Annotated in this window: 14 protein-coding genes; 2 read left to right on the top strand and 12 right to left on the bottom strand. The window is 41.1% G+C overall.

The genetic code is table 11. The annotated features are described in order from the left end of the window. Positions 1 to 419: 419 nt before the first annotated feature. Together MAMMFC1_RS07910 and MAMMFC1_RS07905 are read right to left on the bottom strand one after the other, a co-directional pair. Positions 420 to 1,424: a hypothetical protein gene (locus tag MAMMFC1_RS07910; protein ID WP_126307975.1), complete on the bottom strand. Its 1,005-nt coding sequence runs from the start codon at positions 1,422 to 1,424 to the stop codon at positions 420 to 422. A 265-nt stretch (positions 1,425 to 1,689) separates the two neighbouring features. Continuing rightward, complete coding sequence (locus MAMMFC1_RS07905) at positions 1,690 to 1,848, bottom strand: penicillin-binding transpeptidase domain-containing protein (RefSeq protein ID WP_126310514.1); 159 nt, start codon at positions 1,846 to 1,848, stop codon at positions 1,690 to 1,692. Positions 1,849 to 2,432: 584 nt separating this feature from the next. Here MAMMFC1_RS07905 and MAMMFC1_RS07900 point away from each other — a divergent pair. Next, on the top strand, positions 2,433 to 3,038 hold the full coding sequence (locus MAMMFC1_RS07900) for a DUF2271 domain-containing protein (protein WP_232035734.1): 606 nt from the start codon (positions 2,433 to 2,435) through the stop codon (positions 3,036 to 3,038). Positions 3,039 to 3,206: 168 nt separating this feature from the next. On the opposite strand, the gene MAMMFC1_RS07895 is transcribed toward MAMMFC1_RS07900, so the two are convergent. Continuing rightward, positions 3,207 to 3,716: a GNAT family N-acetyltransferase gene (locus MAMMFC1_RS07895; protein ID WP_126307971.1), complete on the bottom strand. Its 510-nt coding sequence runs from the start codon at positions 3,714 to 3,716 to the stop codon at positions 3,207 to 3,209. Positions 3,717 to 3,876: 160 nt separating this feature from the next. On the opposite strand from MAMMFC1_RS07895, the gene MAMMFC1_RS07890 reads away from it, so the two are divergent. Then, entirely contained in the window at positions 3,877 to 4,392 is a 516-nt protein-coding gene (locus MAMMFC1_RS07890) for a hypothetical protein (protein WP_232035733.1), read from the top strand. Between the two features lie 99 nt (positions 4,393 to 4,491). On the opposite strand, the gene MAMMFC1_RS07885 is transcribed toward MAMMFC1_RS07890, so the two are convergent. The 9 genes from MAMMFC1_RS07885 to fosX all read right to left on the bottom strand — a co-directional run bounded on the left by MAMMFC1_RS07885 (position 4,492) and on the right by fosX (position 11,589). Then, positions 4,492 to 4,848: an antibiotic biosynthesis monooxygenase family protein gene (locus tag MAMMFC1_RS07885; RefSeq protein WP_232035798.1), complete on the bottom strand. Its 357-nt coding sequence runs from the start codon at positions 4,846 to 4,848 to the stop codon at positions 4,492 to 4,494. A gap of 39 nt (positions 4,849 to 4,887) precedes the next feature. Continuing rightward, positions 4,888 to 5,640, bottom strand: coding sequence for a DUF169 domain-containing protein (locus MAMMFC1_RS07880; RefSeq protein ID WP_126307967.1), 753 nt, complete (start codon positions 5,638 to 5,640; stop codon positions 4,888 to 4,890). Between the two features lie 76 nt (positions 5,641 to 5,716). Further along, positions 5,717 to 6,142, bottom strand: a complete 426-nt coding sequence (locus MAMMFC1_RS07875) for a MarR family winged helix-turn-helix transcriptional regulator (RefSeq protein WP_126307964.1) — start codon at positions 6,140 to 6,142, stop codon at positions 5,717 to 5,719. A gap of 250 nt (positions 6,143 to 6,392) precedes the next feature. Continuing rightward, the gene (locus MAMMFC1_RS07870) at positions 6,393 to 6,839 is read right to left on the bottom strand and encodes a GNAT family N-acetyltransferase (protein ID WP_126307961.1); all 447 of its coding nucleotides are present in this window, start codon (positions 6,837 to 6,839) and stop codon (positions 6,393 to 6,395) included. Positions 6,840 to 7,607: 768 nt separating this feature from the next. Further along, positions 7,608 to 8,912, bottom strand: coding sequence for an O-acetylhomoserine aminocarboxypropyltransferase/cysteine synthase family protein (locus MAMMFC1_RS07860; protein WP_126307959.1), 1,305 nt, complete (start codon positions 8,910 to 8,912; stop codon positions 7,608 to 7,610). Positions 8,913 to 8,932: 20 nt separating this feature from the next. After that, positions 8,933 to 9,070 (bottom strand): hypothetical protein, encoded by a 138-nt coding sequence (locus tag MAMMFC1_RS21415; protein ID WP_158618687.1) that lies wholly within the window; start codon positions 9,068 to 9,070, stop codon positions 8,933 to 8,935. A gap of 49 nt (positions 9,071 to 9,119) precedes the next feature. Beyond that, a complete protein-coding gene (locus MAMMFC1_RS07855; RefSeq protein WP_158618686.1) occupies positions 9,120 to 9,920 on the bottom strand; it encodes a serine hydrolase domain-containing protein in 801 nt (266 codons plus the stop codon). A gap of 177 nt (positions 9,921 to 10,097) precedes the next feature. After that, positions 10,098 to 10,586, bottom strand: a complete 489-nt coding sequence (locus tag MAMMFC1_RS07850) for an NUDIX hydrolase (protein WP_197723945.1) — start codon at positions 10,584 to 10,586, stop codon at positions 10,098 to 10,100. A 589-nt stretch (positions 10,587 to 11,175) separates the two neighbouring features. Then, positions 11,176 to 11,589, bottom strand: coding sequence for a FosX/FosE/FosI family fosfomycin resistance hydrolase (fosX, locus tag MAMMFC1_RS07840; protein ID WP_126307947.1), 414 nt, complete (start codon positions 11,587 to 11,589; stop codon positions 11,176 to 11,178). Positions 11,590 to 11,884 lie beyond the last annotated feature (295 nt).

Genomic DNA, 11,884 nt, shown 5'->3' with positions numbered 1-11,884 from the left:
TATTATTCCCATATACTACCAGAGGATAGGTGGTTATCCCGGACGCTTATCCGCCCCTTCCAACATGTTCAGCTTTACTAACACTCGTTCGCCAGATGCCCTACACTGCAAATAATGATCGCGTATTTATTAATGCCGGCTTTAACTTTATCAAGAACATTTATATCTTCAGTTGGTATATTAAGTCCTTTTTCTATTGCCATAAGTTGGTTATTTAATAACATGCATATAAGCATATGAATGCCAATTGTTACTTAACTCTTTGGATATCTTTTCTGGACTTGAATAACTTTCGGGAATATCTAGGTCATTTGGCGGTTCTCCATATCATCTCTAACGGCGAATACTACTTTTCGCCGCCACCCGACAAACGCATGAACAAATTCAGACACGAATAATGAAAAGTATGTCTGAGTTTCTTATTTACACCCAATGTACATAAGTTGTATGGCTCGCAATGTTTTATCTGGAATTATACGTTCGCGATCCTCCCAACTATTGTTATAATCATGCTTCCACTTCAAAATGACTGTGTTTTTTGTAACCGCTAATGCTTGAATTAATGAATTGGAGAGTTTAAATGTAAACATATAATTTGCACTGGTACGTCCATATGCGTTAGAACTTAATGGCGACGATAAGACCCAATCCTTCCCGTCAATCTGTATCGTCAGGACTCCGTCTTGTTTATGGAAACCTGCCCGGGTATCTTCTGTGGAAAACTTTAATGTCTCAGTTCTTTTACTTTTGGCATCAATTGATAGACAGAAGTCCGCTGTCACGTAGTGTGTGATACCGCTAAATAAGGCGGGGCCCCTCCTGTCACGAACATAAAAGTTCTTGATTCCTATGCTTTTATTGTCCATTTTGATTTGTTCGTCGTCCAATGCCTTTTTGACTTCGTTTTGGTCTACCGTTATTCCCGAACCTTCGGATATTGCCATAGTTTCTTGATCTAGGGCAGGAAGTGTTTCCGCTCCCTCTGGGTTAATACTTAGAGTTTTAATATTGAATGATTCCTGATTTTTATGATATTCAGCAAAAATTCGCGTCGCAATAGTACCGATTGGACTGTCAGGCGTAGTTACAGTCCAATTTGTCGACTTATTTTGAAACGTGCTGGTAATCACTCCGTTTGCTGAATACCCCGTTCGCTCCTTTAGAATGTACTTCAATCCATTTTCCTTTACCAAATAATGAGCTACCATGTACGACCCGCTTCCATCTTTATCTAAATTTTTCATCCATACTTCCAACTGTTTATCTGAATCATCCCCCGAAATTTGTACCGTCTCCGTATCAATCTGATATACAACTGTCGGCTTTTCGTGCATTGTTATCCAATTGGAAGCTGCAAGGCCTGGAGATACGGCACATCCAAGCATAATGCCAACGATAAATAAACACTTAAATAATCTAGTCATATCTCAACCTCCATCAAATGATATTTGGATCGGCTACACTAAACTAGACAGAATGGATAAGCATTACATGTCCTCCTGACTCTTTATAGTTATAGCTAATTTGCTTATAAACGTAAAATTCCTGCCATATTTATACAAAATATAGCAATATTTTATTTCATCAAGAACCTTTATATGTACAATAAATTACCAAAATTTTTATAAAACTAAAATAAGATGGGGGTATGCACTTAGCATACCCCCATCTTATACGAACGGTATAATTTTATAAGACCCCAAGCTCTTTAAGAATTGCTTTGGAAATTTCTCTAGCCTTACCACCGGTTGCTCCATCTGGTGCCTGAATATTCGTGGCAAAATAATAACGTTTTCCTTGTTTTTCTACACAGCCAACAAACCAACCGAATAGTTGTCTAGGGGACAGTTCTCACGACATAATTCAATATTATACTTCATGTCACCGGAACTGTCCCTATGGCACTCTGGCACTCACTGGACAGGGATGATTAGTACAGTTGGGATTCATGGACTGTTTATCCGTATAATCACTTCTTTTAGTATAAAAAAGATACTTTAGTACACTTGATTGTATTATATACCAAGAATGTGCGTACTCCAATATAATACCGAAAAATGTTATACTGATATCCGAGCACAGAACAGTTTGGATGGAGCAAGCCATTTTATAATCATACTTGCAAGAAAGTAGACGTAATATATAATTCCAGTTATATCGCCCGGATAATTCATGACATTAAATTTTTCACCGTTAAAGGCTTTAACGGCGAAATCACCTTAAAAAAAATGTTTCTAGGTGCTCTACTGTAGGAAAATCGATTCTCTTTATAGAAGATACAAAAAGATAAAAAGAGAGCTCACAGTTAAAGACAAAGCCATAACATATCTTATTGAGCTTCAAAACGGCAAAGATTCGTTTCCGAGAAAGAGCCGCTTATTGTTGTTCATCATTCATCCAAATCAGACCCGTCCCTAAAGGAGGCGATCATGATGAAAACGGTTGGCATCCTGTCTATTTTGGCGCTCAGCCTGCTATTGACTGCCTGTGGTGATGCCGTGCAGCCGCCGCGTAATGAAGTGCCGAGGCCGACGCCACCAGCAGCAGCCCAAATAGGCGCGGCGGCAAGTCCGGGTCAGGTTTCGATCGGTTTTGACTTTCAGCGGATGCATAAACGGGCCAGCGACCAATTAGCCGTCTGGATTGAGGACGCCCAGGGCAAGCATGTGCGTACACTGTTAATGACCAAATTCACGGCTGGCGGCGGCTATCAAAAAAGGCCCGAAGCCGTCCCTCACTGGCAAAAATCGTTTCAGCCCGAAGCCAACACCGGCGCCCTCGACGCCGTGAGCTCAGCGACCCCGCAGTCCGGCCGCATTTCGCTTGTCTGGGATTGCCGCGACCAGGCCGGTGCGGCTGTCGCCCCTGGTGTCTATGTTTACAAAGTAGAGGCAAATATCGAGTGGGAGAAAACCGCGCTTTGGCAGGGAACGATAACAGTCGGCCCGGCTGCCGGCCAGTCCGCCGCCGTCGCGGTGACCAACAGCGACAGCCCTCTGCTGCAAGCCGTGCAGGCTGATTTTGTCCCCGCTTCTTAACGCCGGCAGCGGTTCATTCCCCCTCCTCGCCCATCAGCCTGCTTATGACTTATAGTAAACACCCTGCCGCTTGGCTGAGATCACGCAAAAGATCCTGGTCTTTGTGTTGTCTAGGGGACAGTCTGATGACATAATCCAATGTTATATTTCATGTCATCAGAACTGTCCCTATGGCACTTTGTTACTTGCAACTCGAACAATTTGTTTCTCACCGTACTTTTCAAAATATTTATAAATCCGCATACCAATCTTCTCAGCAACTTTTTGTGATGGAATATTTCGTACTGCGGTATATGAAAATATTTCAGGATAATGTAAAATTTTAAATGCATATTCCTTACAGGCAAGAGCAGCTTCCGTTGCAAATCCCCTATTACAATATTCTTTAATAATATGGAAACCAATCTCTGGTACAGTTTCATCGCCAATGTTTTGAATTGTTATGCCGCAATCTCCAATAAACACTTCGCCTTCTTTTAATATTACAGCCCATAGTCCGTGTTTATATTTTTTATAATTCTCAATATTCCATTGAATCCACTTTTCTACCTTCTCTTCACTAAACGGATTTGGATAGAATTCCATAGATTCAGGATTAGAAAGGACTTTCATTAATTCTTTTTTATCATCGATTAGCAGTTCCCTCAGATACAATCTTTCTGTTTCAATTATTTTCATTATTAAGGGCCTCCTTACCGTTGTCTGAGGGACAGTTCCTGTAACATAATCTAATGTTATATTTCATGTCGTCGAAACCGTCACCGTGGTAATTTCAAATTATGGAATCGAAAAATGGAATTTGTCTGGTGCGAGGGTGGGGACGATTAAGAAGGAGAATGTGATGATTTTATTATTGAAAAAATCTTTACTAAAAAAAACGATAGCTACCGTGGTCTGTTTTACAATTATCAGTTCTGTGGGAATGGTAAATGCGCAACAGGAGACAACAAGACCCAAGGATGCGATGGCAACTGCACAAATTGAAACAGCGGCGGTATTTCCCCGCGATAAACATCAGGCAGTCATGATATGGGCTGAAGCATTAAAACAAAGAAATGGCGCTTTTCGCTATGCCATTCTTACCAACGAACTGAAAGAGCAGGAATATGAAAAGTATCATAGCATGCATTGGGTTATTGGCGGTTCCAGCCCTCATGTTGTAAGCTATTCGATTAATGAATTAAATAAAATTGATGATGAAACCTATGAATATGAGATTCAATATGTTATGACAGATTCAACAAAAGCCTTATATGATAGCCAGGAGAATATCACGGTCAAAAAATTAGGACAGCTTTGGTTTGTCATAAAGCATGAAAATTACGAATATCTGCCTGAGTTCATCAAAAAGTAAACAACATTTTTTCGTTTGATGTTTCAACGTGTTGTCTAGGGGACAGTTCCAATGCTATACTTCATGTCATCGGAACTGTCCCTATAACACTCATTCTGACTATTCTACACAGATTCCCGGTACCGCAACTTTCCGAAATAGATGTGGTGATGCCACAGTACTGGAAGGGTAATCTGCAAGCCGCGATTGAAATTCCGGGTTACTAAAAGCCCTCTTGAAAGACTCAACAGACTCCCAAATGGCGTAGTTAAGGAATACGCAGCTTTTACCAATTCCTCGGTGAATCTGGGTGGAAATAAAGCCAGCTTGTTGCTTCATAAAAGCGGCGTCTGTTGCCCATGCCTTAAGAAGTTGATCTGCCTCCTCAGGCTTAACGTTAAACTGGTTAATCAAGATTACCGGACCCACATCTTCTTTTAATTGCTCCTGAAGGGTCGTATTCTCGTCCATCTCCACTAAACGCAATGGCGTTTCCTCCTTTTTAATTTCTATCTATTAAACCGATACTTTACTTCCTTTTTCTATTCTCGCCGCTACTCTGGGCCACAAGTGTTTCTCCAAAAAACTTCCCTCTATGTTTTCTTCCATATCCAAAAACATTTTGTACGGAACAGAAAATGATAGCATGTCCGCTTCGACCATGGGACGCACCGTAATATCTGTCAAACCCACTACTGCTCTCGGATTTTCCTTCTGCGCCTCGGCGTAGGGGATAAGAAAAATAGACTGACATCCGGAGCCAAAAGGGATCATAACATTTTCATTCCCTGGTCTAAAGTAGTTTGCAAGTACTGTAAGTGCTGATAACTGATCAATATTAACATAAAACACAATTAACTCAGGTTTTTCCTTAGCACTATCAACTTGGGAGAAAGGTTTAAAGATAACATAATGATAGGGAATATTGGTTATTGGTAAGCACTCTACAAATTCTGCTCCCAGCTCTGGATTTTTTTTATACCCTTCCCCTTCAAATTGACCGCTTTTACCAACTGTCAAAAAGTATTCAATCCCACCTGGATAATTAGGAAATTGACCAAAGCCTAATCCGACTATACCACCAGGACATCCTGTCGTTTTTCGCTCAAAAACGGATGTTTTTCCTTTGGCCGCCGCAATAAATAGCGGAATTGTACAGCTCCAATGCCCTTCTTTACTCTGAAGTGCCCCTTCAGGTTTTTCATTGCTAAGCAAAACAGCTACTGGTTCATAACGCAGCTTCAATTCTTTCACCAAGCGACTTTCCATATTGTTGACCTCACTTTCATTTTGTGCTTCATATCATTATCATTTTAGTTGTCACGGCAACTAAAATGATAAAAAACTACTTAAGATTATCATATATTTGATTTAACAATGTTTTCATTTCTACGACTTTATGCTTTTCTATTCCTACTGTTGCTTCCTCTAGTAATTGCATGGCTTTAGGAATTAACCGTTCTCTTAACGCCCAGCCGCGATCAGTCAAGAAGATTTGATAAGCTCTTTTATCTACCGGATGAGGCTTTCGGACAATCAACTCTTTCATTTGCAATTTTTCAAGGATGCGATTAGTATTTGGTTTGTCTTTAAAGGTACTTTCCGATAACTCTTTCGGAGTAACACCATCTTGTTCCCATAAACGGTTAAGTATAGCCCACTGCTCTGGCGTAACGTTATATTCTTTGAAGCATTTGAACAATTCATTTTTAAGCTTTGTACTTGTCCTATTTAGAATAAACCCCAATGAATCATCTAATTTAAATTTCATCTACATCTCCGCTTAGTTGTCTTGACAACTACATTATACGCAAATACTAATTATCAGTCAATGCTATCTTAGCTATCTTGAAAAACGCAGGGACGGGGAACTTGTTTCGGAATCTTTAGACCGGTTTGATGATAGACTCCATTATTTTCGCTATCTAGCAATATATCGGCGACCTGCTGTCTATGGGACAGTTCTCGGGACATAATCCAATGTTTATACTTCATGTCGCCAGAATTATCCCCATGGCACTTCATAGCTTGAGTGTCATATACCCATATAAATCAACAAATCCAATTTTTGTATATAAATTTTTCCCATCAGAAGATGCATGAAGACGCACGCTATTATAATTTAAATTTTTCGCTTCCTCAATAACCTTTTTCAGCAATTGGGAAGCAATGCCTTGCCTGCGATAGTTTTTCACTGTAAACATATTTGTTACATACGCAATACGTCCTGAGGGATTTGTATAGGATGGAGGCAATTGATAAAAGCAAATCCCACTTGTGGCAATGATATTGTTATTTTCAATTGCAACCCATGATATAAATGTATTGTTCGATAAATTTGTTAAAAAATAGTTTTTCAGTTCTAAATCAATATTGTGAACAGGCGTTATCCCTTCATCCAGGAGTTGTTGTTTTCTCAGTGCTACGAGTCTTTGAGTATCAGCGATATTTGCTTTTCGCAATTCCATAGAATCACCCTTCCTACATGTTGTCTAGGGGACAGTTCTGGCGACATATCAGAACTGTCCCCATGGCACTTTGAGTCTTCGCGCCGCTTGCGACTTTTTTTAGGCTACGTTCCTTCAGTTGATGAACTTTGCTGTACATTTTCCACCTCGTCAATATCCCCACGCCCTTTCTATAGATCATCATTCTACAGAAGGATTCAATCCACGCTATGGGAAATATCATCTCGTTTTATTATCCGATATCTTGGGGAGCGAAGAACAATTTGGATGGAGCAAGCCATTTTATAATTATACTTGCAAGAAAGTAGACGTAATATATAATTCCAGTTATAAGCATGATCAGTTGGCCGGCAACGGCATACTATAAGGTACATAACATAATGATTTTAGCGATCGACCAAAACATTTTTGTCTACTGGATGCGGCCATTATGAGCGGCACCAACGCCGGGCCGCGGCATTTGACATTCATGCCCAGATGGTGTATGCCGGACTAACCCTTAAGCAGGCGACGGAAACCTGATCTACACCAGCCTGCCCCCAGGCAGCGGCGGACTGGTTGCCGTCGACAGGGACGGCAATATTGCCATGCCTTTCAACACCACCGGCATGTTCCGGGGCAAAGCCGGTTCGAAAGAGAGTTTCTGGGTGGGAACCTATCCGGATTAACCGTCAGTATCCTTGCCAGCCTCGATGAAAATCCCATGGCCAGAGCGTCATGGAACACGCCCCGGCTGAAAAACTCCCGCCGCAACCGCCCTTCAATGTATCACGCCAATGCTTTAACAAACGCCTGCTCCAAATCAGCAATTAAATCACCCGGATCTTCCAAGCCAATGGATAATCGAATGGTATCTGAACTAATATCGGCAGCGGCCTGTTCAGCGGGAGTCAGTTCGCCATGCGTGGTTTTGGGAGAATTGATAACCAGCGACCTGGCGTCACCAATATTAGCCTGATAACTAAATAATTTTAGTGCATCAATAAACTTGGCTGACTGTTGTTCGCTTCCTTTGAAACCAAAAGTAAGCAATGAGCCGGCGCCTTTCGGCAGGTACTTCTCCGCTAATATCCGATAGGGACTGGTTTGAGCATGCGGATGCTTGATCCAGGCAACACCGCGATGCTTTTCGAGATAACGAACCACGGCCTCCGTGCTAGCCACCTGTTTATTCACCCGTTCGGAAAGTGTCTCCAGCCCCAGCAAAACCAAATAGGCATCAAAGGGACTGAGTGCTGCGCCAAAATAGGCCAAATAGTTTAAACGGATACGAAACGAGAATGGGAAGCCCGGGAATACTTCGAGAAAGTTTCTCGGCTGTCCCTCCTTGGTTCTCAGGGTATGATAGGGTTCTAAAAAGTGCGGAAACTTGCCATTAGCCCAATTGAACTTGCCGGCTTCCACAATGACACCGGCAATGACATTGCCATGACCGCTCAACGCCTTTGTCGCTGAATATACCACAATATCAGCCCCGTATTTTATCGGATTGAGGAGATAGGGAGTGGCGACAGTATTGTCGACAACCAACGGAATGTCGTGCTCATGGGCAATTTGGGCCAGCGCTTCAATGTCGGCAACCACGGCATTGGGATTGCTGATGCTTTCTACATAAATGGCTTTGGTATCCGGTTTGATAGCCCGGCGGTACGCATCAATATCATCCGGCGCTGTAACCTGGTCAATAGCAATGCCAAACTTCGGATAAATTTTTTTAAAACTGTCAACGGTTCCACCATATAAATAAGGCGTTGTCAAAACCCGGCCGCCGCCCTCCGTCAGATTCAAAAGAGTATACGTGACGGCTGCCATACCCGACCCGACAGCCACAGCTGCTGCACCGCCGTCTAAAACAGTCAGCCGTTCTTCCAGCACTGCCACCGTCGGGTTACCAATTCGGGTATAAAGATAACCAAATTCCGCAAATGTAAACAGCCGGCCAACGCGCTCGGTATCGCCAAGTTCATAGGAAGCCGTCTGATAAATGGGGACCGAAACGGCTAAATTATGCTGGACCGGATCATACCCGCCCCGTACTTTGAGTGTATCAAATTTATACTGCTCTGCTGTCATATAAATCCTCCTCGTACTATTTATATAAATGCCGTTTTTGATTTTTCCAGAAAAACCTTCTCCGGAAAGATGGTTAGGCTGCCGAACTTCACGCTAATAACCTGGTCGCGGTCAATTGTAAAGCGCACAGGTTCACCGACACTGCTAAAGCCCGACATCTTTTGACTTTCGTAGGCACCGTCTTTTCGGCGATCAAGTTGGACAAAATCATCCCCTATTCGCAGGAACGTGTCTAAAAATTTTCCGCTGGCCCGCGTAGAGCTTTTTTGAATGTCCATCGGCAAAATCCCCGGGATTGTCAGCGATGTAATCCGCAAACAGTGATTGCTGCTGAAGCTTGCCAAGCGTCATTTTACGAACCAATTCCTTGTAGCTTAAACCTGATGCCACTTGCAGAACGAGCCCGAGAAGCGCAAAACCAATGTTGGAGTATTTTGTCACGGTGTTGGGGGGATATACAAGCGCGGTTTGTAAAACCTCCTCGATAAGTTCTTTCTCATTGGGAAATGGTCTTTCAAGTGCCCAATGGTACCCGTCGGCCCCATCTCTGAATAATCCTGACCGGTGAGTTAACAGGTCCCTGACTGTGATTTCCCTGAATTGTTTATCGTTGTGCTGCAATAACCAAGGAAGATAGCGGGTAAGGGGATCAAGAATGTTAAGAACGCCATCTTGCTGCAATTGAAGCGTCACGCAGGCTGCCAGCATTTTGCTGTGAGATGCCAGATGTCCGAGGGAATCTGTTGTGTAAGGCCTGTTGTCCCTCAAATTGGCAAAACCATACGCTTGGCTAAAGATAATCCTTCCTTTTCGCCTGATGCAGATCTGAAATCCCGGGATATCAAAATGTGTTGCACAGAAGAAAAACCACTTATTCAAAACACCTAACGCCACACTCTCTATTGCTGTCATGCGGTCCATACCGCCCCTCCTAAATCCGCCAACTAAGTCGCAAAGGCTTAATTTATCATATTTAATTGCTATTTTGGAGTAATCAGTAATTTTCATATTGGTGATCCTCCATGGTGCGCTTTTACTTCGGGACGAATTCACCATTGCTAAAATGGCCTTTCTGTCCCAAGGTTTTATCGCTAAAACATTATTGCTAGTGGTGCGTCTGGTTGCTGTGAGATATTCCGATCAATTGGCAATAAGAAGCTTTCATATTAGTAAATGCCCCAACATCTATATCTCTTCTATTATTGATAAATATTCCAATACTTTTTTATATAAAAAGGGCATGATTAATGGGTATGTAAGGTTTGTTTCAGGAAATTCACTTACCAAATGAATTTCCTCAATCTCAGAATTTGGCAGTGGACCGATTGAAGTTACTTCAGCATAATAAAGTTTTCCGAAGGATATGGTTTCCTCATTGGAAACAGAATATATACAGACCGGGAACAGGGCAAATTCCTTTGCCCCGGTTTCCTCAAATAACTCGCGATGAGCAGCTAGGTCTATATCCTCCAACGGTTCTCTATGACCGCCCGGAATTTCCCAAGTAGTACGCTCCTTATGTCTGGCCATTATCCATTTATCATGATATCGTGATACTATTACAACGAAATTTATATCTTCATCTTTAACTGCGCCAATATTATAAAAATCGATATTCATTGAATAACCACCTTTTTGGTTTGATTCCCAACCGTTGGCAGTTCTTAAGTCCATAAAAAATGCTTCTGCTTGGCCGATGTGTCCCCGACCACATTCATCTCCTTTTCCAAAATATAACTTTCGTTATACTCATCTTTAGGATTATTAATTTTTACAACTTTAAATCCGCATTTATTCACATATCCTGTAATTGTGCTAAATGACCGATTTTGCAAAATATTCACAAAAAGAGGCCATATTTCCATTTTCAGAAATATGACCTCTTACTTTTGTTAAGTCAGTCATAAATAAAAATTTTCTAAAGTTGTTTTTCACGGGTTTATCTTTTTTTACCTACCAATTACTCTTGTTATTCTGCAAATCGCAAGAAGCTCCTGCCAAATTCATACAATATATTAGCAATAATCTCTTTTATTAATTATACTGAATCCTCCCCAAATACACATTGTTGGCTTTCCGATTACGTTGTCGCGGGGACGTTGTCGCAAGGCGGGTATTCTTAGCGGTCTTGTCTTGTTATCCGTTTTGGGGATGTACACTCGCTTTACCGGTTGCGGCTTGTACGCCTGCCGTTTCATTCTTGCCAGCAGATCGGTAATGTTTTCCTGTAGCTTTTTGTCGTATTCTTCTTTTCTATAACCATTTACATATCATCTATCTCTGTATATGAAGCTAATCTTTTTTCTAATGTTTCCGTATGAAGCTCAAATAAATTATTATCATAGTCATAAAAATATATGGAATATCCCTCTCCAGTTACTCTTTCCCTTGGAGGCTTTAATTCTAAATTTAGAGCTTTAATTTTATTCAAATACTTATCTACCTCAGAATCTGATATTTTAAATGCCACATGATGATAAGTCCTGTTAAGTATATTTGTATCTTCCATAACAGCTATCCACTGATTACCGATAATAAAAAAACGTTCCTTAAACAAAGAATGTTTCTTTTCACCACTGTAATAAACTTCTTTAGCATTAAATAATTCTTTAAATAATTGAGTAGTCCGGTCTAAATTTTTCACAACAAACGTAATATGGCTTACGCTTTCAATCATATATATACTTTCATCCTTTATCTAATCAATACGCAACTCTATACGCTTGCTAATAAATAAGTAGTCCCATTTCCAAATTGAATTTAGAATAATTTTCCCTTACGGAAATCACTAATTTTTGGGTCATTAGCTTAAATAGCCTACCAATGTCAAATAAATTCCCTTGGAAAAATAAAAAAGCATGATCAGTTGGCCGGCAATGGCATACTATAAGGTACATAACATAAATGATTTTAGCGATCGACCAAAACATTTTTGCCTGTCTGTAATAGATTCTAAGAAGGAAGTCGATAAG

Origin of the sequence: Methylomusa anaerophila (assembly GCF_003966895.1) — a bacterium.
In the GTDB taxonomy this organism is placed as follows: domain Bacteria; phylum Bacillota; class Negativicutes; order Sporomusales; family Sporomusaceae; genus Methylomusa; species Methylomusa anaerophila.
This window is presented reverse-complemented; position numbering and strand designations above follow the sequence as displayed.

Coding starts and splice junctions, on each gene's coding strand:
- MAMMFC1_RS07870 (WP_126307961.1), bottom strand. CDS start 6,839: ATGGAATTGCGAAAAGCAAATATCGCTGATACTCAAAGACTCGTAGCA.
- MAMMFC1_RS07900 (WP_232035734.1), top strand. CDS start 2,433: ATGAAAACGGTTGGCATCCTGTCTATTTTGGCGCTCAGCCTGCTATTG.
- MAMMFC1_RS07880 (WP_126307967.1), bottom strand. CDS start 5,640: ATGGAAAGTCGCTTGGTGAAAGAATTGAAGCTGCGTTATGAACCAGTA.
- MAMMFC1_RS21415 (WP_158618687.1), bottom strand. CDS start 9,070: ATGTCGGGCTTTAGCAGTGTCGGTGAACCTGTGCGCTTTACAATTGAC.
- MAMMFC1_RS07850 (WP_197723945.1), bottom strand. CDS start 10,586: ATGGACTTAAGAACTGCCAACGGTTGGGAATCAAACCAAAAAGGTGGT.
- MAMMFC1_RS07875 (WP_126307964.1), bottom strand. CDS start 6,142: ATGAAATTTAAATTAGATGATTCATTGGGGTTTATTCTAAATAGGACA.
- MAMMFC1_RS07855 (WP_158618686.1), bottom strand. CDS start 9,920: ATGAAAATTACTGATTACTCCAAAATAGCAATTAAATATGATAAATTA.
- fosX (WP_126307947.1), bottom strand. CDS start 11,589: ATGATTGAAAGCGTAAGCCATATTACGTTTGTTGTGAAAAATTTAGAC.
- MAMMFC1_RS07910 (WP_126307975.1), bottom strand. CDS start 1,424: ATGACTAGATTATTTAAGTGTTTATTTATCGTTGGCATTATGCTTGGA.
- MAMMFC1_RS07895 (WP_126307971.1), bottom strand. CDS start 3,716: ATGAAAATAATTGAAACAGAAAGATTGTATCTGAGGGAACTGCTAATC.
- MAMMFC1_RS07860 (WP_126307959.1), bottom strand. CDS start 8,912: ATGACAGCAGAGCAGTATAAATTTGATACACTCAAAGTACGGGGCGGG.